The organism is Actinomadura alba, assembly GCF_014323705.1.
Lineage (GTDB): Bacteria > Actinomycetota > Actinomycetes > Streptosporangiales > Streptosporangiaceae > Actinomadura_C > Actinomadura_C alba.
Genome location: NZ_JABVEC010000003.1, coordinates 295,311 through 318,554 on the forward strand (window position 1 = coordinate 295,311; position 23,244 = coordinate 318,554).

Genomic DNA, 23,244 nt, shown 5'->3' on the forward strand with positions numbered 1-23,244 from the left:
CCGCCGCTGTACGGCGGCGGAATGCCCCCAGGTCACGCCTTGGCGATGATCGCCTCGACCAGGTTGCGCGGAACCTCGGCGTGCGAGTCGAACTGCATCGAGTAGCTCGCCCGGCCCGACGTCTGACTACGGAGATCGCCGACATAGCCGAACATCTCCGACAGCGGCACCAGCCCCTGGACGATCCGGGCACCGGCCCGTTCGTCCATGGCCTGGATATGGCCGCGACGCGCGTTCAGGTCGCCGATGACCTCACCCAGGTAGCCGTCGGGCGTGGTGACCTCCACGGCCATCACCGGTTCCAGGAGGACCGGCGAGGCCCGGCGGGCGGCTTCCTTGAACACGTGGAAGCCGGCCTGCCGGAACGCGAGCTCGGAGGAGTCCTGTTCGTGGAAGGCGCCGTCGAGAAGCGTGACGCGTACGCCCGCCATCTCGTAGCCGGCCAGGATGCCGAATCGCATCGCATCCTGGCAGCCGGCGTCCACCGAAGGGATGAACTCCTTCGGCACACGGCCGCCGGTGACCTTGTTCACGAACTCGTAGCCCTCCGCGATCGGTTCGATCGAGATCTGAACCTTGGCGAACTGCCCCTTGCCTCCCGTCTGCTTCTTGTGCGTGTAGTCGACCTTCTCGACCGGTCTCCGGATGGTCTCGCGGTAGGCGACCCGGGGCCGGCCGACGTCCGCCTCGACCCCGAACTCGCGCTCCATCCGGTCGACGACGATCTCCAGGTGCAGCTCGCCCATCCCGCCGATCACGGTCTGGCCGGTCTCCTCGTCGGTGTGCACCTGGAACGAGGGGTCCTCCTCGGCGAGCCGCTGGATCGCCAGGCGAAGCCGTTCCCCGTTCCCACGGGACCTGGCCTCGATGGCCACCTCGATGACCGGCGTCGGGAAGTCCATGGACTCCAGGACCACCGGGTCACGGTCGTCGCACAGCGTCTCGCCGGTCGTGGTCTGTTTCAGCCCCATGACCGCGACGATGTCGCCCGCGCCCGCGGATCCCATCTCCTGCCGCTTGGCGGCGTGCATGCGGTAGATCTTGCCGACCCGCTCCTTCCTGCCCTTCACCGAGTTGAGCACCGCGGCGCCCGACTCCAGGCGGCCGGAGTAGATCCGGACGAAGGTCAGCTTGCCCAGGTGCGGATCAGTCATGATCTTGAAAGCCAGCGCGGCCAACGGCTCGTCGTCGGACGGTCTGCGCGTGACACCCCTCTCGCCGTCGACGGCGCCGACGTCGAGCGGGGACGGCAGGTAGCGCACCACCGCGTCGAGCAGGGGCTGAACGCCCTTGTTCTTGAACGCGGTGCCGCAGACCACCGGTGTGACCGTGGTGCCCTTCGACCGGCCGGACGCGATGGTGACCCGCCGGATCACCGCATGGAGCCCTTCCTCGGACGGCTCCAGACCGTCCGCGTACAGCCGCATGGTCTCCTCGTCGTGCTCGGCGACCGCCGCCAGGAGCCTGCCGCGCCACTTTTCCGCCGCCTCGACGTGCGTGTCCGGGATGTCGACGACGTCATAGGCCTCGCCGAGTTCCGCCTCGGCGGACCACACGTACGCCTTCATCCGGACCAGATCGACGACGCCGGTGAAACCGGCCTCGGCTCCGATCGGCAACTGCAGGACCAGCGGGACCACGCCGAGCCGGTCGACCATCATGTCGACGCAGCGGTGGAAGTCGGCGCCGGCACGGTCGAGCTTGTTGACGAAGCAGATCCGCGGGACGCCGTACTTGTCGGCCTGACGCCAGACCGTCTCGGACTGCGGCTCCACCCCGGCGACCCCGTCGAACACCGTCACGGCACCGTCGAGCACCCGCAGGCATCGCTCCACCTCGACGGTGAAGTCGACATGGCCAGGGGTGTCGATGATGTTGACGGTGTGTTCGGCGCCGTCGACCGGCCAGTGGCAGGTCGTCGCCGCCGACGTGATCGTGATGCCGCGTTCCCGCTCCTGGGCCATGTGGTCCATGGCGGTGTTTCCCTGGTGGACTTCACCGATCTTGTAGGAGACACCGGTGTAGAACAGGATGCGCTCGGTGGTCGTCGTCTTGCCCGCGTCGATGTGCGCCATGATCCCGATATTGCGGACCTTGGCCAGATCCAGTCGGGTGATGGTGACCATGGGGGCGGTCCTTTCTCTGCTCGATGGGGTTCGACGACCGGCCGTACTCGGCCACGAGTATCGAATGCCCGCGCGAAATGCGCATGTCATTTATGGACCTATCGCCGGTTATAGGCCTATCGCCGGCGAGTACTGGGCCGGTTCAGACGGCCTTCGGCGTCTGACCGATGGCCTCGACGACGGCGTCCCACTCCTCGGCGTGCGACATCCACCGGCTGACCGGCAGCTTCTTGCGCTTGCCGCCTGCTCGTACAAGGACGATCCGTTTCCCCTCCACGATGAGGGTGTCCTCGCCCGCCCCCCGGAACGAGCGACGGGTGCCGATCGGGGCGATCACCTCGAGCGTCCGAGTGTGGGTGGTGTAGGTGAAGTACGTGCGGCCGAGCAAGAGCGCGCCGAGCACGATGAACAGCGCACTGAGCAACAAGTTGATCAATGAGCCGGGCACAAGCAGCCCGAGCGGGAAGTTGATCAAGCCGAGCGCGAGGAACAGCCCTGCGAACGGCCGGTTGTAGCGGACCGGCAGGGTGGCACGGGGAGGGCGGGGAGGAGTGGACATGATCGGGTCCTTTCGTCGCCGACCATGATTGTCCACTCGCCCGCGAGGTGGCGGTGGGCACCGGCGGCCGGTTCCGGCCTGCGGGATGCAGGTCCAGCGTCCATCCACCACCGCCCCACCACGACCGGCCCGGCCTCAATGAAGGGGTGCACCTCGCCGACACACCCTCGTCATTCACTCCTGCCTAGGCATCCGCCGGTGTTTTGATTCCCGGTATGCGTCCACGGCCTTGCGGGAGCTGCGCCATATCCCATCGTGTCCCTGAAACGCCTCCAACCGCCCGCGCTGTGCCGCCTGTCGGAGGGCAGGGAGCGAGAACTCCTCATCGACGAGCGCTGCAAGGGGAACCATGCGGGCCGGTCCTGCCACGTTGGGCACGATGAAACGGTTCAGGTTGTCATGCATCGCCCGTGCGATCAGCTCACCCAGCGATCCGGGGTCGCCGACGTCCGCTCGCTGCATCGCCATCAGGTATGCGTCTCGCTGCTTCTTGAAGATGATCACGGGCGGGTATCCCAAGCGCACCAAGATCAGGTTGAGGACCAGCCGGCCGGTTCGGCCGTTCCCGTCAATGAAGGGGTGCACCTGCTCGAAGGTGTTGTGCAACCGCGCGAGGCGCTCCGTAAGAGGCTGGCCATCGCCGTCTGCACCAGCTTCCTTGCCCAGCAGGCAGACCTGCCCGATCCACTCCTCCAAGCGAGCCGGGACGAGCGGCCAGGCTGGCGGCACCATGCCAGCGGAGAACGGCTGTATGTCATGTTCTCGGAAGTTCCCTGGCGACTCACGCTTGGTGGCATCAGGATGCGGCGCGACGTCCCAAACGGGCGTCATGGCCATGTGATGGATCTGACGCACCTCCCCGACCGTCAGGAGTCTTCCGTCGTGCCAATCCCCGGGCTCGAGCGCCTGCCGGTAGACCCATCGCGCGGCATCGGCATATCCACGGACCTCGTTGTACTCCTTCAAAGACTTCGCGCCGACGGCCCGCCCTTGATCCAACAGCAGCTGCACCTCGCGCAGCACCAGCGTGTTCCCTTCGAGGGCGGTCGAGTGATGAGCCTCCAGATGCCAGATGTCGTCCCAAATCGCCCGTGCCTCACGTGGGTCCGGCAGACCGCCGTACCTTTGGTCCAGCTCGGCCAGAGCCTTGTCGAGCCGCTGGTACACGACCGCTCTGCTCGGTCGTCCCCTGCCCACGTCACACCTCCACATCTAATGGCCGACCGCGCGACAGAACGGCCTCGACAAGTTGATAACTCATCCTAGGAGCTAATTAAACTTATCAAGTAGCAGGATCGGCAGGGAGCAGGAAGGTCATCATCCAGGTATGACCGGATCGCCATCCCTGGCACAGCCTCAGGGGCAGGACAGAAGCGGGGAGCCGATCTCTCGTCGACTCCCCGCTCTGACCAGGTACTTCACACGTTGACGACGCTCAGAACACTGGGGCAGTGCACTCATTCGAGGTGTGCGGTATCCCTCCGAAGCCCTGCCGCCACCGCGGCATTCGATCGGGCGGGCCCGCCGGGAGAGGCGGCTGACAGGGTGGCGGCCAGGAGCACCAGACCCACGCCGATGCTCATGGTGTGCTGGAGGACCGCTACGACGGGGTATTCGGCGGTCACGTAGTCCCCGGGCCGGATTACGGCCATCGGGAGCTTCCAACCGCTCCAGGCGAACAGCGACCCCGAGGCCGCGAACGCCAGCGTCATCGGAACCCACAGCGGCAACCGAGCGGGGCTGCGGCGGTTGAGCACCCAGACGCTCCAGCCGCCGATCAGTGCCCACAACCCCGTGCTCCCGTTCAGCAGCCGCTCGTTGAGGTCCCAATGATCGCGATGAGCGGCGTCGAGGCCGAACATTCCGCCGAACGCCCAGTACAGGCAGAGCAGACCCAGCGCGGCGGTCGCCGTCATCGCCGGCGGCACGAACTTCGATGGGCGGGCCCGGCCCTCCCCGACCCGGCCCAGAAAGGCAGTCGGCCATCTCTCCCTCATATAGATCGGAAGAGCCACGGTCAGTCCCACCGCCATCCCGACGAAGCCGATGTTGACGAGGACCGTCTCCCAATCTGGTGCCTGCTCGCCACCGTCGGTCCGGCCACCGCCCCGGTCGACCCCGATCGCGTCGAGAACCCCGCTGACGACCATGTACGGAAGCATCGGCACCAGGAAGCCACCGCCCACCCAGCCGAAGAAGATCAACGGCGGCGCGGGAAGCCGACTGCCCCATCGCTGGGCCAGCGCCAGTCCGAATATGACCCCGGTCGCGGACATCCCCACGGTGACCGTGTTGAGCGCCACCCACCCGGCGGTTCCGACGTCCTCCGGCCCACGTCCGAGGAGCGCGGCAACGATCCAGATGACCTTGACCATCAGGTAGAGGGACATGGTCAGCGCCGCCGAATAGCCCGCGGCTCTACGGGCGACGCTCCATCGCGAACCGACATTCCACCCGACCGGCAGCGCCTCTCCGGCTGATCCATCTATCACGTGACCCGCCCTCCGCGCCGGCCGATCCGACACCGGCAATCCTTCTGCGGGCGCCGGTCGTAAGGATCCCGCCACGGGATGAATGCCTCGCCGGCCGTTCCCTCGAACGGGGGATCACAAGATCACCTACAGGCGCGAGCAGCCGACCGCATCAGCTGCAACAAAATTCGGGAGAAGGCCGAAGCGGGTACCGGCACATTGCCGATACCCGCTTCTGACCAGGGACTTCACTCCTGAGCGGTAGTTGTTCTACTGGTGCAGTGCACTTATTCGGAGAGTGCGGCATTCCTGGAGTGATCAAGCTAGCCAGACCGCGTTGCGGCGGTGTCGTCCTTGGGGCATCTCAACGTATTCCACAGCTTCGATCGCGAGACGGCCATTGATCGTGGCGTTCGCAACGCTCCGGCTCGCATCAGCTGAGCGGCGGAGGCGCTGCCGTTCCTGTCGTTCCTCGCTGGTCGCCCACGAGGACACTGATCGATCTCTGGTACCGACCCTGGCGAAGGAGTACACGGCGACTTCACGGCGGATGAGCTGCGGGCGGAGGCGACGGCCCTCATGTGCCGCTTCCCGCAGACACGTGGCGCTGTAGCGCAGACCTGTGACGGTCACTGCTCGCAGGGGCCTGCTGGACTCAACGCCTGTCTCTGAGTGCGTGATGGGAATGTGGTGGGCGGTGCGGGACACGGAGCCCCCTCGGGCAGCACCGCCAGGTATCTCCTGGCGGACTAACCGAAGCCAGTCGGACCCATCGGCCGCTCTTCTCCCATAAGCGACACGATAGTGGCGCAAGGGATTTAGCCGTCGCCCGCCCGCCGCTCACACGTGGATCACGACGACGCGCTGACCCTTGGGCCGACCCGGCTCCTCGACGAGCCGGCTCAGATCATCAGGATCGCTGGTGAGCAGCACGACTGGACAGGCCATCTCCAGCGCCGTCGCGGCGACGACGGAGTCGATCGCGAAGCGATGCCCGGTCAGCCCGGTAGATCCGAGCAGTTCACCGGCCCGACGTGCGAGTTCCGGCGTCACGGGGAGTGTGGTAACGCGCGATAGCACTTGATGCACCCGCGCATCACGAGACCCACCACGCAGCACCTCGGTCAACGTGATGGCGCTGACCACGACTCTGGCCCGACGAGCCCGCGCGGTCTCCAGATAGGCCCGCGCGCGCGGGTCGCCCGCCGCGAGCTTGGACAACCCCTCGCTGTCGAGGACCAGCGTCCCGCCCACCGCTACTCGTGGTCTGGCCATGCGGTTTCAGCCTCCGCGAGGAACTCCTCCGGTACAGGGCCGTGCTCGGCCTCAAGCAAGGCGGCGAGTTCGGCCAGCAGATCCAGCTCCAACTGGCGGGAGACGGCCTCTGCCACGTAGTGGCTGAACTGCCCCTTGCCCACACGCTGCTGCACGGCTGCCGTGAGTCCTTCAGGCAACGAGACGCTGACCTTTCGCGCCCGCCCAAGGGAACGGAGGTCGGCCTCCGGCTCAGCGGAGATCCCGATCCGCTCCAGTAGCTCCTGCCACTCCCGAGGTGTCTTATCCACCTCGTGGGCAATGGCGAGCAACGGCGCCAACTCGCGTGCCGACCACAAGCGCGACGCCACAGACTCCGCGGCGTCGGCGGCCGGTTCCAACGGCATAGCGCTCATAAGCCTCATGCTACCGCCGGTGGCAAACCCTGTCACCTCAGGCCCCATTTCCGAGTGGCGCTGCCGAACAGGCAGAGCGGAGAGCCACAGAAATCGACTCTCCGCTCTGACCAGGCAGTTCAACGCCTGGAAGGCGCGTTATCAGCTGCAGCCGCTGGTGGAGCCGCAGCCTTCGCAGACGTAGCAGCTGCCGGCCGGCCGCATCTTGGTGCCGCAGGTGAGGCAGAGCGGCGCGTCGGCGGTACGGCCCTGATGGCTCTCGATCACCTCGGTCGAGGACCTCGGTGCGGGAGCCTCGACGGCGACCGGCTGCTTCTCCACCGGCTTCTCGATCGCGGTCGACTGAGCGAGCGACTCACGGTCGATCTCCTCCTCTGCGTGCAGCGTGGCCGGGTCCTTGCCCTCGGCCTGCAGAGTGCGCTCCTCGGCGGTGAAGATGCCGAGCCCGGCCCGCTCGTCGTACGAGAGGTGGTCGAGCGCCAGCCGCCGGAAGATGTAGTCCATCACCGAGGTGGCCATCCGGATGTCCGGGTCGTCGGTCATGCCCGCCGGCTCGAACCGCAGGTTGGTGAACTTCTCGACCCAGGTCTCCAGCGGCACGCCGTACTGCAGGCTGATGGAGATCGCCATCGAGAAGGCGTCCATCACGCCGGCCAGGGTGGAGCCCTGCTTGCCGAGCTTGAGGAAGACCTCGCCCAGACCGTCGTCGGGATAGGACGACGCGGTCATGTAGCCCTCGGCACCGGCGACGGAGAACCGGGTCACCGTGGCGGGCCGCCGCTTGGGCAGCCGCCGGCGGACCGGCCGTACCTCCGCCGGAGCCACGACGGCCGCCGGGGCCTCCTCGGCCTTCGCGGCCCCCTTGCTCTTGGCGACGGACAGCGGCTGGCCGACCTTGCAGTTGTCGCGGTAGATCGCGAGCGCCTTGAGCCCCAGCTTCCACCCCTCGAAGTACACCTGCTCGATGTCCTCGATGGTGGCGTTCTCGGGCAGGTTGACCGTCTTGCTGATGGCGCCGGACAGCCCCGGCTGTACGGCGGCCATCATCCGGACATGGCCCATGGGGCTGATGGCGCGGGTGCCCATCGCGCAGTCGAAGACCTCGTAGTGCTGCGGCTTGAGACCCGGAGCGTCGACGACGTGGCCGTGCTCGGAGATGTACTCGACGATCGCCTCGATCTGCTCCTGCTGGTAGCCGAGGTTCTTCAGCGCCCTCGGCACGGTGAGGTTGACGATCTGCATCGATCCGCCGCCGACGAGCTTCTTGAACTTGACCAGCGCCAGGTCGGGCTCGATGCCGGTGGTGTCGCAGTCCATCATCAGCCCGATGGTGCCGGTGGGGGCCAGCAGCGACGCCTGGGCGTTGCGGTAGCCGTTCTTGTCGCCGGTGGTGAGGCACCGCTCCCACTGCCTGGTGGCCTCGGCGTGGATGGCCCCGTCCACCTCGTCGAGCGTACGGACCTGGTCGTTGGCCGCGGCGTGCTTGCGCATGACCCGCTTGTGCGCTTCGGCGTTGCGCGCGTATCCCTCATAGGGCCCGACCACGGCGGCCAGCTCGGCGGACCGGCGGTAGGCGGTGCCGGTCATCAGCTGGGTGATGGAGGCGGCGATGGAACGGCCGCCATCCGAGTCGTAGGCGTGCCCGGTCGCCATCAGCAGCGCGCCGAGGTTGGCGTAGCCGATGCCGAGCTGGCGGTAGGCCCGGGTGGTCTCGCCGATGGCCGGGGTCGGGAAGTCCGCGAACGTGATCGAGATGTCCATCGCGGTGATGACGAGCTCGGTCAGCTTGACGAAGCCCTGGACGTCGAAGCTGTCGTCGTCGTTCAGGAACTTCATCAGGTTGATCGACGCGAGGTTGCAGGACGAGTTGTCGAGATGGAGATACTCGCTGCACGGGTTGCTCGCGGTGATCCGCCCGGTCTCGGGCGACGTGTGCCAGTCGTTGATCGTGTCGTCGTACTGCACGCCCGGGTCGGCGCACTCCCAGGCGGCCTTGGCCATCAGCCGGAACAGGTCCTTGGCCTGGATGGTCTGGATCACCTCGCCGGTCATCCGGGCGCGCAGGCCGAACTCTTCACCGGCCTCGACCGCCCGCATGAACTCGTCGGACACCCGGACCGAGTTGTTGGCGTTCTGGTACTGGACGCTGACGATGTCCTTGCCACCGAGGTCCATGTCGAAGCCCGCGTCGCGCAACGCGCGGATCTTGTCCTCTTCACGCGCCTTGGTCTCGATGAACTCGACGACGTCGGGGTGATCGACGTCCAGCACGACCATCTTGGCGGCACGCCGGGTGGCACCGCCCGACTTGATGGTGCCCGCCGAGGCGTCGGCGCCGCGCATGAACGAGACCGGCCCGCTGGCGGTGCCTCCGGAGGAGAGCAACTCCTTGCTGGAGCGGATACGGGAGAGGTTCACCCCCGAACCGGAACCGCCCTTGAAGATCACACCCTCTTCCTTGTACCACTCCAGGATCGACTCCATCGTGTCGTCGACCGAGAGGATGAAACACGCTGAAACCTGCTGTTTGCTGGACGTCCCCACGTTGAACCAGACAGGCGAGTTGAAACTGAAGATCTGGTGGACCAGGGCGTACTTCAATTCGTGCTCGAAGATCTCAGCATCCTGCTCTGAGGCGAAATAGCCGTTCTCACGACCGGTGTCGGCGTAGACCCGCACCACCCGGTCGACCAGCTGCTTCAGGCTCCACTCCCGCTGAGGCGTGCCGACGGCCCCCCGGAAGTACTTCGAGGTGACGATGTTCGTGGCGTTCACCGACCAGAAGGCCGGGAACTCCACCCCGCGCTGCTCGAAGTTGATGGAACCATCACGCCAGTTCGTCATGACGACGTCACGACGCTCCCAGGTCACCTCGTCGTACGGGTGCACCCCGGGCTTGGTGAAGATGCGCTCCATCTTCAGCCCCTTGCGGCCCTTGCCGCGCCTGGCCGTCGAGCCGCTCACCGTCTCGGTCATTGCCTTCCCCCTCTGGGGCCCTCCCGCGGGGCCCCCGTTCAGGAACTATTCCCGTTATTGGTCATACTTCGCCGCAGGCCGGTTCAATCCCGACCTGGGCCCTTGCACCACATGTCTCGCCGTGTTCCCTGGGGACTCGCTACGGTCCGCCGGGAGCCGCGCCCCGCAACGACTCGATCTCCTTCTCGAAGTCATCGAGCGACTCGAAGCCCCGGTAGACCGAGGCGAAGCGCAGATACGCGACCTCGTCGAGCTCGCGCAGGGGGCCCAGGATGGCCAGCCCGATCTCGTGCGATGCGATCTCTGCGCCGCCGGTCGCCCGGATGGTCTCTTCGACCTGGTGTCCCAGCTGCGCCAGCGCGTCCTCGTCCACCGGACGGCCCTGGCAGGCTCTGCGCACCCCCGCGATGATCTTGTCTCGGGAGAACGGCTCGGTGACGCCGCTGCGCTTGGCCACCATCTGCAGCACCGCCTCTTGCGTGGTGAACCTGCGGCCGCACTCGGGACAGGAGCGCCGCCGCCGGATGGCGGCGCCGTCGTCGGCGGCCCGGCTGTCGATCACCCGGCTGTCGGGGTTGCGGCAGAACGGACAGTGCATCGCCTTCCTCCTTCCCCGAGGGCCGTATCACCGGTGCGGACAGGGCTGCCGGGGATCTTTCCGCCCAGCGTTCGCCGTTGCCGACACACCGCCACAAGAGCACAACTTGTGGTGAACTACATCGGTGTAAGTACTACATGTTGTGGTCAACCGTAAGCCCACCGGAGGACGTTCGCAAGCCGGATTGGAAACCACGTCCGTAGACGCTGGTCACATCGGCAACACGAGTTTCCGGCCCGGCGTGTCACCGGACCGGGCGCCTCACGGGGCCGTCCGCAGCACGCTGGCAGCACGCCCGCGGGCCGCCGCCGCGACGCTCAGCGCGCCGGCAGTTTGAGCCGCTGACCTGGCTGGACGATGGCACCGGACAGCCCGTTGAGGTCGATGATCCGCTGCACTGTGACGCGGGGATCGACCTCCGGCCGACCGCGGCTCGCGATGTCCCACAGCGTGTCATGCCACCGGACCTCGACGGACTCGGGCCCGGCTCCCGTCACCCGGGCCGCAGGAGTCTCGCCGCCGCCGGGACTGGCGCCCGCGCCCCTGCGCACGGTCACCCAGAAGCCGACGAGCAAGATGATCACGACCAGGGCGACCAGGACCACCCGGCCGCGCCGGGTGAGCCTGACGCCGCCAGCACGCCTGTCCTGCCGTACATTGTCGATCCGTACGCCATCGATCACTGTCGGCCTCCCTCGCGACCGGCCGCTCGCGTTCGAATGAGAATTCGATCGAACGGGTGTACGATTTCTATCGCATGCCACCGGCGAAACGCGAGGACTTTCTTCGAACAATTGTTTGATCATCAGGCTCTGCCGCGCTAACGTGCAACAACGGAGCGAAGAAGGTCTAGGTAGGGAGGCAGAGGGGACCATGAGCAAGGTCCGGGAGATGCCCGACGGGCCCATGGACGAAAGCGGACTCACTCAACGCCAGCGAATGGTGCTCGAGGTGATCCGCGACTCGGTCCAGCGGCGCGGCTACCCGCCGTCGATGCGCGAGATCGGCGAGGCGGTCGGACTGACCAGCACGTCCAGCGTGTCCCACCAACTGCGCACGCTGCAGGGCAAGGGATTCCTGCGGCGCGACCCCAACCGCCCCCGGGCGGTCGAGGTACGCGTGCCGGGGAGGCCGGCGGCGCAGAGCGAGCCGGACACCTTCGAGGTGGCGAACGGCCAGGAGGCCTCCGCCCATCCGGCACCCGCCTATGTCCCGCTGGTGGGCCGGATCGCGGCCGGTGGCCCGATCCTGGCCGAGGAGGCGGTCGAAGACGTCTTCACCCTGCCCAAGCAACTCGTCGGCGAGGGGACCCACTTCCTGCTGAAGGTGTCCGGCGACTCGATGATCGAAGCGGCGATCGCGGACGGCGACTGGGTGGTCGTACGGCAGCAGCCGGTGGCCGAGAACGGCGACATCGTCGCGGCCATGATCGAGGGTGAGGCCACGGTCAAGACGTTCAAGCGCAAGGACGGTCACGTCTGGCTGCAGCCGCAGAACAAGGCCTACGAGCCGATCGCCGGCGACGAGGCCTCGGTCCTCGGCCGGGTGGTGGCCGTACTCCGCAAGGTCTGAACCGGGCGGCGTGAGCGCAGGCCCGGTGTCAGCGGTTCCGCTGACACCGGGCCGCCCGCCCATTCCTTGATCCCGCCAGGGCGACGCGTGTCGATCTCCGCGTCGGCGCACAGGCGACATCCGCATGCGGGCTTGCCGTTGCGGTACCGTTGATATATGCGATCTCGGCTGCTTCTTGGCCGGCCGCGTTGACACGATAGGTCAGCGCGGCAGCCCCTCCTGTGTGAGGGGCCTTTTCATGACTGACCCATGAATGGGCGACGTCGCGCAGCCGTACAAGCCAGATGAGGACCGGACCAGTGACCACAAGCGCCGACGAGCAGTACGACCCGCGGGCGATCCAGGACAAATGGCAGGCCCGCTGGGCGGAGCTGAACCCGTTCGCGGCCGCCGAGACCGCCTCGGACGATCGCGAGCGCCGGTACGCCCTCGACATGTTCCCCTACCCCTCCGGGGACCTGCACATGGGGCACGCCGAGGCGTTCGCCATCGGCGACGTGGTCGCGCGTTACTGGTTCCAGCGGGGCTACAACGTGCTGCACCCGATCGGCTGGGACTCCTTCGGCCTCCCCGCCGAGAACGCGGCGATCAAGCGCGACTCCCACCCGGCGGAGTGGACCTACGCCAACATCGACACCCAGGCCGCGTCGTTCCAGCGCTACGCGCCGTCCTTCGACTGGTCCCGGCGGCTGCACACCTCCGACCCCGAGTACTACAAGTGGACGCAGTGGCTGTTCCTGCGCTTCTACGAGCGCGGGCTGGCCTACCGCAAGGGCGGCCTGGTCAACTGGTGCCCGAACGACCAGACCGTGCTGGCGAACGAGCAGGTCGTCGCCGGCAACTGCGAGCGCTGCGGCGCCACCGTCGAGCGCCGCCTGCTGACCCAGTGGTACTTCAAGATCACCGAGTACGCCGAGCGGCTGCTGGACGATATGGCGCAGCTCGAGGGCGAGTGGCCAGAGCGGGTGCTGCTCATGCAGCGCAACTGGATCGGCCGGTCCGAGGGCGCCGATGTGCAGTTCGTGATCGAGGGCCGGGACGAGCCGGTCACCGTCTTCACGACCCGGCCCGACACGCTGTTCGGGGCGACCTTCTTCGTGGTCGCCGCCGACGCGGCGCTGGCCGACGAGATCTGCGCGCCCGAACAGCGGGCCGCCTTCGAGGCCTACCGTGAGCAGGTCTCCCGCGAGAGCGAGATCGACCGGCTGTCCACCGAGCGCGAGAAGACCGGGGTGTTCCTGGGGCGCTACGCGATCAACCCGGTCAACGGCGAGCGCATGCCGGTGTGGGCGTCCGACTACGTGCTGGCCGAGTACGGTCACGGCGCGATCATGGCGGTACCCGCGCACGACCAGCGCGACCTCGACTTCGCCCGCAGGTTCGAGCTGGCCGTACGTGTGGTCGTCGAGACCGGCGACGCCGACCCGGCCGAGACCGGCGTCGCGACCGCCGGCGAGGGCACGCTGGTCAACTCCGGCCCGTTGGACGGACTGGCCAAGAGCGAGGCGATCCGCCGGATCACCGAGATCCTGGCGGAGAAGGACCTCGGCGGCGCGGCGGTGAACTACCGGCTGCGCGACTGGCTGCTGTCCCGCCAGCGGTTCTGGGGCGCGCCCATCCCGATCATCCACTGCGAGTCGTGCGGCGAGGTACCGGTCCCCGACGAGCAGCTGCCGGTACGGCTGCCCGAGGGCGTCCGCGGGGCCGACCTGGCGCCCAAGGGGGTCTCCCCGCTGGCCTCGGTGGCCGACTGGGTCAACGTCGACTGCCCCAAGTGCGGTGGCGCGGCCCGCCGGGACACCGACACCATGGACACGTTCGTCGACTCGTCCTGGTACTACTTCCGCTACTGCTCGCCGGGCTACGAGGGCGGCCCGTTCGACGTCGAGCAGGTCCGCAAGTGGATGCCGATCGACCAGTACACCGGTGGCGTCGAGCACGCCATCCTGCACCTGCTGTACAGCCGGTTCTTCACCAAGGTGCTGTACGACATGGGCATGATCGACTTCACCGAGCCGTTCAGCCGGCTGCTGAACCAGGGCCAGGTGATCCTCAACGGCAAGGCGATGTCGAAGACCACCGGCAACCTGGTCGACCTCGGCGAGCAGATCGCCGAGTACGGCGTCGACGTCGTCCGGCTGGCGATGATCTTCTCTGGTCCGCCGGAGGACGACATCGACTGGGCCGACGTGTCGCCGTCCGGCATGGCCAAGTTCCTGTCCCGGGTACACCGCCTGGCCGCCGACGTGGCCTCGCCTGCCGGCACCGACCCCGCCTCCGGTGACACCGCACTGCGCAAGATCACCCATCGCACCATCGACGAGGTCACCAAGCTGGTCGAGTCAAAGCGGTTCAACGTCGCGATCGCCCGCGTCATGGAGCTGGTCTCGGCGGCCCGCAAGGCCATCGACTCCGGACCCGGTGCCGCCGACCCGGCGGTGCGTGAGGCCGCCGAGACGGTGACCGTCCTGCTGTCGCTGTTCGCGCCCTACACCGCCGAGGAGACCTGGGAGGTACTGGGCCGGACGGCGCCGCTGGCCAAGGACAACTGGCCGGTCGCCGACCCGGCGCTCCTCGTCCAGGACTCCGTGACCTGCGTGGTCCAGGTGGCCGGCAAGGTGCGCGACCGTCTGGAGGTCTCACCCGAGATCGCCGCGGACGAGCTGGAGCGGCTGGCGCTGGCCTCCGACAAGGTACGGGCCGCACTGGGCGGCGCCGGGGTCCGCAAGGTCATCGTCCGCGCCCCCAAGATCGTCAACATCGTCCCGTCCTGAGCCCTCGGGTCCCGTCCCCTCGTTGACTCGTGGCGTGTCGGGCCCGCGCTTGCCGCCATGACCCCGACACGCCACGACTCGATGGGGGTAGGGCACGGCCTGGACACGAATTCGTCGCAGTTGAGCCGCCGGGCCCATTGTCGATCTCACCGGCGTGCAGACATCTCGCATGACGCGACCTGCGGAGACACCTTTTCCGATCGACCGGCCCTTCCGGTTCGCGGAGGCGATTCGACTCGGCATAACAGCGGACGAGCTTCGCGGCCCGCGATTCCGTACTGTCTTCCACAATGTGCACATTCCGGCGCATCTGCAGGACACCTTAGAGCTGCGCTGTCAGGCCGCTGCCCTGATTCTTCCCAGCGATGCGGTGTTCTGCGGCCTGACCGCGGCCCGCTTGTACGGCCTGCCGGTGCCGGGCACTGACCTGCGGATCCATGTCGCGGTGCCCGCGAAGACGCCGACCCCACCTCGGCACCGTGGCATGAAGGTGCACGAATACACCATCGCGCCCGAGCAGATCGGTCGGATCGACACCTTCCTGGTCGTGCGGCCGGAGCGGTTATTCCTGGAGCTCTCGGCGGCGCTGCCGCGGATCGACCTGATCGTCGCGGGAGACCAGATGCTCAGGCGCGAACTCACCGACTCCGATTCGCTGCGGGGGTTCCTGTCCCAGTGCTACCGGCGCCGAGGCGTGCAGCGGGCGCGAGCGGCCGTGCCGCATTTGGAGAAGAACGCCGATTCCCCGCCGGAGACCCGGCTGCGGATGCTCCTCGTCGACGCGGGTCTGCCCCGGCCCGTCGCCAATCAGGACGTCCATAACGGCTGGGGCGTATGGCTCGCCAAGCCCGATCTCTCCTATCCCGCGCAGAAGATAGCGATTCAGTACGAAGGCGGGCATCACCGCGAGGACCCCCGGCAGTACAGCTACGACATCGAACGCGACGGCCGGCTCATCGACCTCGGCTGGATCGTCATCCGGGTCGACAAGGAAATGCTCTACAAGCACCCCGAGCAGGTGATCAACAGGGTGCGCCGCTCGTTGAGTCGTGGCGTGTCGGGGCATCATGCCGCGTGAAGACCCCGACACGCCACGACTCAATGAAGCGTGTCCGTCTCGGCGAGCCGGACGGCGAGGAAGGCGCGTTCGGCGTCGTTGCCGACCAGCGCGATCGCCCGTTCGTACGCCACGGCGGCGTCGGCGTTCCTGCCGAGCCGGCGCAGCAGGTCGGCCTTGATAGCGGGCAGGTAGTGGTAGCCGGAGAGGCGCCTGTCCTGTTCGAGCTCCTCGATCTCGGCGAGCGCGCTCGCCGGGCCCCGGACCATCGCGACCGCCACGGCCCGGTTGAGAGCGACCACCGGCGACGGCCAGGCCGTCAACAACTCGTCGTAGATCACCAGGATCTGGTCCCAGTCCGTGCCGCCGTACGTCGGTGCGGTCGCATGCAGCGCCGCGATGGCCGCCTGCAAGGCGAACCGGCCGGGATCCCCGCCGCTCAGCGCTCCCAGCACCAGGTCGTGCGCCTCCGCGATGGCCTCCTGATCCCAGGCCGACCGGTCCTGTTCCTCGAGCGGCAGCAGGCGCCCGTCGGCGGTGGTACGGGTGGCCCGGCGGGCGTGGTTGGCGAGGAGCAGCGCGAGAAGCCCGCGTACCTCCCGGTCGTCCGGCATCAGGTCGCGCAGCATGCGTGCCAGGTCGAGCGCGCGCTCGGCCGGATCGTTCCTCGTCAGCGCGGGACCCGCCGGTGCGGTGTGGCCGGTGGTGAAGAGCAGATGCATGACCGTGAGGGCCGCGTCCAGCCGGTCCGGCAACTCGCCCGGGACGGGCATCCGGAAGGGGATCCGCGCCGCCGTGATCTTCTTCTTCGCCCGGGTGATCCGGGCGGCCATGGTCGTCTCGGAGACCAGGAACGCCTTCGCGATGTCCGGGGTGGTCACGCCGCAGACCAGCCGCAGCGTGAGGGCGACCTGGGCCTCGATGGCCAGCGCCGGGTGACAGCACAGGAAGATCAGCCGCAGCCGGTCGTCGTGCACCACCGGGCCGGTCAAGAGATCCAGGTCGGCGGGGAAATCCGGGTCGGCCGCCGCCAGCTCCACCAGCAGGTGCAGCTTCGACCGCAAGGTCCTGGCCCGGCGCAGGGCGTCCAGTGCGTTGTGCCGCGCCGCGGTGGTCAGCCAGGCGCCGGGCCTGGACGGTACGCCGCCGCGCGTCCAGGCATCGAGCGCGGCGGCGTACGCGTCCTGGACGCATTCCTCGGCCAGGTCGAGGTCGCGGGTGACGCGGACCGTCGCGGCGAGCACCATGGCCCACTCGCGACGGTGCGCGTCGGCGACCGCCTGTCGGACCGTGGTCATTCCGCGAGCAGTGGCCGCACCTCGACGGCGCCATCCATGATCGGGAGCAGCTTTCCGATGGCGACCGCCGCTTCGAGGTCCGTGGTCTCGACCACGAAGAATCCGGCGATCACTTCCTTGCTCTCGATGAACGGGCCGTCGGTGACCAGGCCGTTCTTGTGGATCGTCCGCGTGGTCGCGCTGGGCTGCAGCGCCTGCTCGTTGACGACCCTCGCGCCCATCGCGGCGATCTTCTCCCCAGCGCGCATGTTGGCCTCCATGACGTCGGGCGGGATGTCCGCCACGCCTCCGGGGGTTTCCTTCTCGTAGATCAGAATCGCGTACTGCGGCATGGCCCTCCTGTCTGGTCTTCTCCGTCGATCACCAGTTGCCGGTCTCGGGGCCCATCGCACCGTACTCGAGCTTGCCATCCCGCGCGTACGTGCTGACCAGGACACCTGTGCTCGACGTGGCGGTGTCGACCAGCTTGAGGCCGGACGGGATGGTCCCCTCCGCGAAGAGTCGCTTGCCGGAGCCGAGAAGAACCGGGAAGACCAGCACGTGGAACTCATCGACCAGGTCGTGCTCGACGAGCGTCTGGACCAGGTTGCCGCTGCCGTGGACCTGGATCTCGCCGCCCTCGCCCTGCTTGAGCCTGCCGACCGCCTCAGGTACGTCGCCGGTGAGCAGCGTCGAGTTCTGCCACGACACGGTGTCCAGAGTCCGCGACGCGACGTACTTGCGCAGGCCGTTCATCCTCGCCCCGATCGGGTCGTCGACCCCGGCCAGCGGCCAAGTGGCGGCGAAGACGTCGTAGGTCTTGCGCCCGAGCAACAGCGCGCCCGCCCGGCCGGTCAGTGCGGTCATCAGCTGGAGAATCCACTGGTCGATGTGCGGTACGACCCAGCCGCCGTGCTCGAACCCGCCGTCGCGGTCCTCGTCGCCGCCGCCCGGTGCCTGCATGACACCGTCCAGCGACACGAACGTGGTCACCATCAGTTTGCGCATGTCGTTTCCTTCGTTCACCTGTCGTCGGGCGCCGGTGGTGACGCCCTCGCCCACTACGGCGAACGAGGTCCTCCGGAATCGACAGCCCGCCAGGTCCTTGCCAAGAGGTCGATGGCCGGTGGCCGGCTACGTGGTCGGACTGAGGTACCGGGCGCTTTCCTTGACCTAGTCGTACGGTCGGAATCTGGGTAGCATCGATGGTATGAAGGTCGGTGTGAGCATTCCGGATGAAGACGTCGCGTTCATCGATGACTACGCGGCCCGGACCGGAGCCAAATCCAGGTCGGCCGTACTGCACCAGGCCGTCGCGCTGCTGCGCTCGGTCGATCTCGAAGACGCCTACGCGGCGGCATGGCAGGAGTGGGAGCACGGCGAGGACTCCGCACCCTGGGACGCGACCTCGGCGGACGGGATCGCCGATGCGGCGAGGTGACGTCTATCTGGTGGACCTCGACCCTGCACGCGGATCCGAAGCCAACAAGCTGCGACCCGCAGTGATCGTCAGCAACGACGCCGCCAACCGCATCGCCGACCGGACCGGCCGCGGCGTCATCACCGTCGTCCCCGTCACCTCGAACATCGAGAAGGTCTTCCCGTTCCAGGTCGCGCTCAGCGCCTCGGAATGCGGGCTCAAGGCCGACTCCAAAGCGCAGGCCGAGCAGGTCCGTTCCGTCGCGCTGGACCGGCTGCGAGGACGCATCGGCACCGTACCCGGGCCCACGCTGAGACTGCTGGACAACGCCCTCCGCCTTCATCTGAGCCTGTGACCCGCTCGAATCCCACGGACGGTCGCGACGCGGTCACATGACCGGCACGCGGCACCTCGGCCGGGCGCTGCTGCCCCTCGGCTTGATCTGCCTGGCCCTCGGCATCTCCACGGCCGTGGTCCTGCCGTTCCTCTCGCTGTTCCTCAGCACGGCCGTGGACGCCGGTCCGGTACGGGTCACGGTGTTCATGGTCGTCGCGCCGATCGCGGGCATCGTCGCGGCGACGCTCATCGGCCGGCTGTCCGACCGGCGGCCGATCCGCCGGGCACTACTGGTCGGCACATCCGTGGCAGGCATGATCAGCATGGGGCTGACCACGTTCGTGCGCGACTATTGGATCCTGCTCGCGTTGGCGGTGATCGCGACGGCGCCGGCCGGCGCGTTGTTTCCGCAGACGTTCGCTTACGCCCGTCAGGTCCTGGCCCGCGACGCTTCCGGCCGAGGCGCCATGGGCGTCAGCACCCTGCGGACGGTCTACGCGCTCGCCTGGGCGGCCGGAGCGCCGCTGGCGGCGATCGTGCTGGACGCCGGCGGCTTCACGTATGTCTACGGGATGTCCGCCGCGATGTACGCGGTCGCCGCGCTGGTGGCGATCTTCTGGCTCGGCGGGGCCGACGCGCCGTCGGCGCCGGCCGCCTCCCGCGACGAACCCATCGCCGGCGTCCCCGCTTCGCAGGAGGCGTCACGGTGGACGCTGTTGCTGACCACGGCCGCGTTCACGTTCCTGCAGTGCCCTCTCACCCTGGGGCTGCAGGCGTTGCCGCTGTTCATCAGCACCGACCTCGGCGGCGATGCCGGTGATGCCGGCCTGATTCTCGGCCTGTGCGCCGCACTCGAGATCCCGCTCATGCTCGGTCTCGGCGCATTGACGACCCGGATCCGCCTGCGGCCCCTCGTGCTCACCGGCGCCGGCTGCGGCGTCGCGTACTACGCGTACGCCGCAGCGGCATCGGACGTCTGGACGCTGGCCGCCGGGCAGATCGTGAATGCGACCTTCATCGCAGGGGTGACCAGCCTGGGCATCTCGTACATGCAGAACCTGCTCCCACGGCAACCCGGTCGCGCCACGACGCTGTTCACCAACTCCTTCACGATCGGCGCGATCCTGGCCGGTCCGCTGCTCGGCCTGGCCCAGCACTTCGGCTTCCGGCTCGCGTACGGCATCGGGGCGAGCCTGTGCGCGGCCGGTCTGCTGATCCTGCTGGTCGTCCGGCCCGGGATTCAGCCGGCGGGGCCGCCCATCAGAGCCGCACGGCCCCCGGGCGGCGGTCTTCGACCACGAACGAGGCGAACGTCGTCGCGGCCGCGTCAGCCCGGCTGACGGTCGGCACCATCCGCAGGTCGGTCCGCCACTCTCGGGAGTTGAGCCGGCAGGTGACGTAGCCACGGCGGTCGCCGTCGAAGAACTTGATGTGCGGGTTCCACTTGATCATCGGACCGTAGTACGGCCCGTAGACCTCGCCGTCACCATTGGTGCTGATGGAGGTGCCGACGAACTCCGTCGCCACGACACGGGACTCGGGCCGGTCGAAGTCGCTCTTGATGTCGTTGACGAACGTCGAGTGCCAGTCGCCGGCGACCAGGACGGGGTTGCGCACCTTGGCCGAGGTGAACGTGTCGGTGATGGCCTTGCGCGAGGCCGGGTAGCCGTCCCAGGCGTCGTGCCAGATGATGTCGCCGGTCGGGCCGTCGTGGTCCAGCCGCGCCATCATGACGCTCGTCGCGATGACGTTCCAGTGCGCCTTCGAGTGGCGCAGCCCGTCGAGCAGCCACTTCTCCTGCGTGGCGCCGAGCATGGTGCCCTTGGTGGGGTCGTTGCCGGCGTCGCAGGCCGGCGCCTCGCCCCAGCCGCACGGCGGCGCGGTGCGGTACTGCCGGGTGTCGAGCAGGTCGAGCTGCGCCAGGCGGCCCCAGGTGGACCGGCCGTAGAGCTTGAGGGAACCGTCCTTGCGCGGTAGCGAGCGGCGGCGCACGGGCTGGTGCTCGTACCACGCCTTGTACGCCGCGGCGCGGTTGGCGCTGATCGTGCCGTCGTAGTCCCCTGCGTAGTCGTTCTCGACCTCGTGGTCGTCCCACGTGACCAGCCAGGGGAAGCGGGCGTGCGTGCGCTGCAGGTCAGGGTCGGACTTGTACAGCGCGTACTGCATCCGCCAGCGGTCGAGGTTCTTCGGTCCCTCGCGCAGCACGTCGGGCGTCGGTGTCTTGCGCATTCCCCCGTCGGCCGCGACGCCGTACTCGTACACGTAGTCGCCGAGGTGGATGACGAGGTCGAGGTCTTCTTCGGCCATGTTGCGGTACGCCGAGTAGAAGCCGTGCGTCCAGTCCTGGCAGGAGGCGAACGCGAAGCTGAGCGACCCGAGCGAGCCGTGCTCGCGCGGCGCGGTGCGCGTGCGGCCCACGTCGGAGACGTCGCCGCGGTAGCGGAAGCGGTAGTAGTACTCCCGCCCCGGCTCGAGCCCCTCGACCTCGACGTGCACCGAGTGCGCCAGCTCGGGCAGGGCCGAGACCGTGCCGTGCTTGACCACCCTCCGCAGGCCCGCGTCCAGCGCGACCTGCCAGTCGACGGGTACGGGACGGCTGGGCATGCCGCCGTCCGGGCTGAACAGATCGGGCACGAGCCGGGTCCACAGCACCACGCCGTCGGACGTCGGGTCGCCCGAGGCGATGCCGAGCTTGAACGGGTACTCGCCGCTGCGGATACGCGGTGCCGCGAGGGCGTCGCCCTCGAGCGGCACCTGGCTCGCGGCGGCCAGCCCGGCGACGGCGCCGATGCCGCCGAGGAAGCGACGGCGGTTCAGACCGGACGGGACGGGGGTGTTGTGCGTCATGGCGGTAGATCACCGGCCGTCGCCTACCGCCCGGCGTCCCCCGCATGGCGGCGACGTGACACACGGCCGAACACCTCGTCGGCGATCAGGTCGCGGGCAGGGGGAGCGGTGAAGACGACGGCGCCGATCGGCATGGCGGGTTCTGCGAGCCGCTGAGGTTGAGGGCGAACCCGTGGTCGGGCACCCGCCTGCCCGCGCGCGTCGGGCCGATGATCGAACACCCTCCGTGCACGTCCGTGCACACGGAGAGAAGCACATCCAAAAAGATTACGCGACTTCAGGGCTAATTTATGTCCGGTTGTCCTATTTCGGGCGAATTGTCGCCTAATGTCGGAATCAATGTTCCCGACCAGTGCAACGGAGAAGCGGGCATGCTTTCTCCCAAGCGCTGTACACGGAATATCGCAGAAACCGGCTTACGAAGGAGGGACATCCTTATGAAGGGATTAAAGAAAGCACAGATCCTGGTCCCACCAGTCGCACTCGCGTCCGTCCTGAGCATCTCGGGAATAGCCTCCGCAAGCCAGACTCCGTACATCAAGCCCCAAGTCCCAAGCACGAATACCGCCGCTAACGCAGGCAGCGGTGCCGGTCACGACGACGACGCCTCCGACCCCGACGGCCGCTACCAACCCGAATGGTGCGAAGAAGAGGGCCGCTTCAGCGAAGAGTGCGAGGAAGAAGAAGGGGAGGAGTTCCGCCGCCACAGGGAGGAAGAGGAAGAGGAGCCCGAGTACTACCGCCACAGGTGGGGAGACGAACGCCGCTACGATAACGAACCCGGCGAGGAAGAGTACCGCAGCCCTGAAGAGTACGGTCCTGCAGAGGAGTACGGTCCTGCAGAAGAGTACGGCCCGGAAGAAGAGTACGGCCCGTATGAGATCGACTGAGCCGGCCGCGATGGCGGTGGCCAATGACCGCACCGGCCGTTGACGACCGTCGATGCTCCATCAGGAGCAGGATGGCATCGAGGAACGCGGCAGCGAGGCGCCGACCAGGTCCACGCCGGTCGCCTCACCACAGTGCGCTGTTCCTCGATGGCATCCCCACCCGGCCCGCCGTCCTTGACGGGGGTCGCCGGCTCAGCCCGGTTGGTCACCGTCCAGGATCCGCTGCCAGGCCGCGGCGTACAGCTCGGGCAGCGGCCGTCCCGGCCAGGACAGGCCGCCGGTCTCCGTCCCGTCGGCGTACAGCAACAGACCGTACAGCTCCGCTTTCCATCTTTCGAGTGGGAGGTGCGGCTTGTCGGCCTTGACCCATCCGCCGGGCAGGAACACCCCGCGTCCGGCCCGTGCCCGCTTGGCCTCGATCACCAGGCCGCGTCCGGTCAGTGCCGTCACCGCGGCCTTGTGCCGAGCCGGTTTCCAGCCGTTCCACGTACGGACGTTCCGGTCGGTGGGCCTCAGCAGCGTCAGCAGCTGAAGGTAGAGGACGGCCGGGTCGGGCTCCAGCCCGAACCGTTCGGCGACCTCCGCGACCAGGTCGGGGACGGCGGCCGGCGGGTACGCCTCGTGGGCCCCCTCGGGAAGTGCCCCGGACCGGATCCGCGCCATCATGCGCT

21 protein-coding genes are annotated in these 23,244 nt (G+C 68.0%); 7 read left to right on the forward strand and 14 right to left on the reverse strand.

Annotation, left to right across the window (positions count from 1 at the left end; translation table 11 throughout):
* Positions 1 to 32: 32 nt before the first annotated feature.
* The 9 genes from fusA to HKK74_RS06930 all read right to left on the reverse strand — a co-directional run bounded on the left by fusA (position 33) and on the right by HKK74_RS06930 (position 11,083).
* Entirely contained in the window at positions 33 to 2,126 is a 2,094-nt protein-coding gene (gene fusA, locus HKK74_RS06890; protein WP_187242215.1) for an elongation factor G, read from the reverse strand.
* Between the two features lie 142 nt (positions 2,127 to 2,268).
* Complete coding sequence (locus HKK74_RS06895; RefSeq protein WP_187242216.1) at positions 2,269 to 2,685, reverse strand: hypothetical protein; 417 nt, start codon at positions 2,683 to 2,685, stop codon at positions 2,269 to 2,271.
* 174 nt (positions 2,686 to 2,859) lie between these two features.
* Positions 2,860 to 3,852, reverse strand: a complete 993-nt coding sequence (locus tag HKK74_RS06900; RefSeq protein ID WP_312881307.1) for a Fic family protein — start codon at positions 3,850 to 3,852, stop codon at positions 2,860 to 2,862.
* A gap of 290 nt (positions 3,853 to 4,142) precedes the next feature.
* On the reverse strand, positions 4,143 to 5,075 hold the full coding sequence (locus HKK74_RS06905) for a hypothetical protein (protein ID WP_187242218.1): 933 nt from the start codon (positions 5,073 to 5,075) through the stop codon (positions 4,143 to 4,145).
* 921 nt (positions 5,076 to 5,996) lie between these two features.
* Complete coding sequence (locus HKK74_RS06910) at positions 5,997 to 6,410, reverse strand: type II toxin-antitoxin system VapC family toxin (protein ID WP_312881309.1); 414 nt, start codon at positions 6,408 to 6,410, stop codon at positions 5,997 to 5,999.
* 2 nt (positions 6,411 to 6,412) lie between these two features.
* On the reverse strand, positions 6,413 to 6,826 hold the full coding sequence (locus tag HKK74_RS06915) for a hypothetical protein (RefSeq protein WP_187242220.1): 414 nt from the start codon (positions 6,824 to 6,826) through the stop codon (positions 6,413 to 6,415).
* 141 nt (positions 6,827 to 6,967) lie between these two features.
* Positions 6,968 to 9,802: a vitamin B12-dependent ribonucleotide reductase gene (locus tag HKK74_RS06920; protein ID WP_187242221.1), complete on the reverse strand. Its 2,835-nt coding sequence runs from the start codon at positions 9,800 to 9,802 to the stop codon at positions 6,968 to 6,970.
* Positions 9,803 to 9,941: 139 nt separating this feature from the next.
* Positions 9,942 to 10,400 carry a transcriptional regulator NrdR gene (nrdR, locus tag HKK74_RS06925; RefSeq protein WP_187242222.1) on the reverse strand — a complete coding sequence of 153 codons (459 nt, stop codon included), beginning with the start codon at positions 10,398 to 10,400 and terminating at the stop codon, positions 9,942 to 9,944.
* A gap of 317 nt (positions 10,401 to 10,717) precedes the next feature.
* Positions 10,718 to 11,083, reverse strand: coding sequence for a LysM peptidoglycan-binding domain-containing protein (locus HKK74_RS06930; RefSeq protein ID WP_187242223.1), 366 nt, complete (start codon positions 11,081 to 11,083; stop codon positions 10,718 to 10,720).
* A gap of 190 nt (positions 11,084 to 11,273) precedes the next feature.
* Between HKK74_RS06930 and lexA the strand changes: the two genes are divergently transcribed.
* The 3 genes from lexA (at position 11,274) to HKK74_RS41290 (ending at position 15,824) form a co-directional block, all read left to right on the forward strand.
* The gene (gene lexA / locus HKK74_RS06935) at positions 11,274 to 11,972 is read left to right on the forward strand and encodes a transcriptional repressor LexA (protein WP_187242224.1); all 699 of its coding nucleotides are present in this window, start codon (positions 11,274 to 11,276) and stop codon (positions 11,970 to 11,972) included.
* A 284-nt stretch (positions 11,973 to 12,256) separates the two neighbouring features.
* Positions 12,257 to 14,746: a leucine--tRNA ligase gene (gene leuS / locus HKK74_RS06940; RefSeq protein WP_187242225.1), complete on the forward strand. Its 2,490-nt coding sequence runs from the start codon at positions 12,257 to 12,259 to the stop codon at positions 14,744 to 14,746.
* Positions 14,747 to 15,158: 412 nt separating this feature from the next.
* A complete protein-coding gene (locus tag HKK74_RS41290) occupies positions 15,159 to 15,824 on the forward strand; it encodes an endonuclease domain-containing protein (protein ID WP_187242226.1) in 666 nt (221 codons plus the stop codon).
* Positions 15,825 to 15,844: 20 nt separating this feature from the next.
* On the opposite strand, the gene HKK74_RS06950 is transcribed toward HKK74_RS41290, so the two are convergent.
* From HKK74_RS06950 to HKK74_RS06960, 3 genes are read right to left on the reverse strand one after another with little or no spacing between them, the layout of a single operon-like run.
* On the reverse strand, positions 15,845 to 17,101 hold the full coding sequence (locus HKK74_RS06950) for an RNA polymerase sigma factor (protein ID WP_187242227.1): 1,257 nt from the start codon (positions 17,099 to 17,101) through the stop codon (positions 15,845 to 15,847).
* Positions 17,098 to 17,433, reverse strand: coding sequence for a YciI family protein (locus tag HKK74_RS06955; protein WP_187242228.1), 336 nt, complete (start codon positions 17,431 to 17,433; stop codon positions 17,098 to 17,100). Before HKK74_RS06955 ends, HKK74_RS06950 begins: the two co-directional genes overlap by 4 nt.
* 28 nt (positions 17,434 to 17,461) lie before the next feature.
* A complete protein-coding gene (locus HKK74_RS06960) occupies positions 17,462 to 18,088 on the reverse strand; it encodes a dihydrofolate reductase family protein (RefSeq protein WP_187242229.1) in 627 nt (208 codons plus the stop codon).
* Between the two features lie 202 nt (positions 18,089 to 18,290).
* On the opposite strand from HKK74_RS06960, the gene HKK74_RS06965 reads away from it, so the two are divergent.
* From HKK74_RS06965 to HKK74_RS06975, 3 genes are read left to right on the forward strand one after another with little or no spacing between them, the layout of a single operon-like run.
* Complete coding sequence (locus tag HKK74_RS06965) at positions 18,291 to 18,521, forward strand: DUF8778 family protein (RefSeq protein ID WP_187242230.1); 231 nt, start codon at positions 18,291 to 18,293, stop codon at positions 18,519 to 18,521.
* Positions 18,508 to 18,855: a type II toxin-antitoxin system PemK/MazF family toxin gene (locus tag HKK74_RS06970; protein WP_187242231.1), complete on the forward strand. Its 348-nt coding sequence runs from the start codon at positions 18,508 to 18,510 to the stop codon at positions 18,853 to 18,855. The genes HKK74_RS06965 and HKK74_RS06970 overlap by 14 nt, the downstream gene beginning before the upstream one ends.
* A 37-nt stretch (positions 18,856 to 18,892) precedes the next feature.
* Entirely contained in the window at positions 18,893 to 20,176 is a 1,284-nt protein-coding gene (locus HKK74_RS06975; RefSeq protein ID WP_187242232.1) for an MFS transporter, read from the forward strand.
* On the opposite strand, the gene HKK74_RS06980 is transcribed toward HKK74_RS06975, so the two are convergent.
* Positions 20,097 to 21,683, reverse strand: a complete 1,587-nt coding sequence (locus HKK74_RS06980) for an alkaline phosphatase D family protein (RefSeq protein WP_187242233.1) — start codon at positions 21,681 to 21,683, stop codon at positions 20,097 to 20,099. The genes HKK74_RS06975 and HKK74_RS06980 overlap by 80 nt on opposite strands.
* 371 nt (positions 21,684 to 22,054) lie before the next feature.
* On the opposite strand from HKK74_RS06980, the gene HKK74_RS06985 reads away from it, so the two are divergent.
* Positions 22,055 to 22,573 (forward strand): hypothetical protein, encoded by a 519-nt coding sequence (locus HKK74_RS06985; protein ID WP_187242234.1) that lies wholly within the window; start codon positions 22,055 to 22,057, stop codon positions 22,571 to 22,573.
* A 192-nt stretch (positions 22,574 to 22,765) separates the two neighbouring features.
* Here the strand turns inward: HKK74_RS06985 and HKK74_RS06990 are convergent, their stop codons facing one another.
* Complete coding sequence (locus tag HKK74_RS06990; RefSeq protein ID WP_187242235.1) at positions 22,766 to 23,239, reverse strand: hypothetical protein; 474 nt, start codon at positions 23,237 to 23,239, stop codon at positions 22,766 to 22,768.
* Between the last annotated feature and the right edge of the window lie 5 nt (positions 23,240 to 23,244).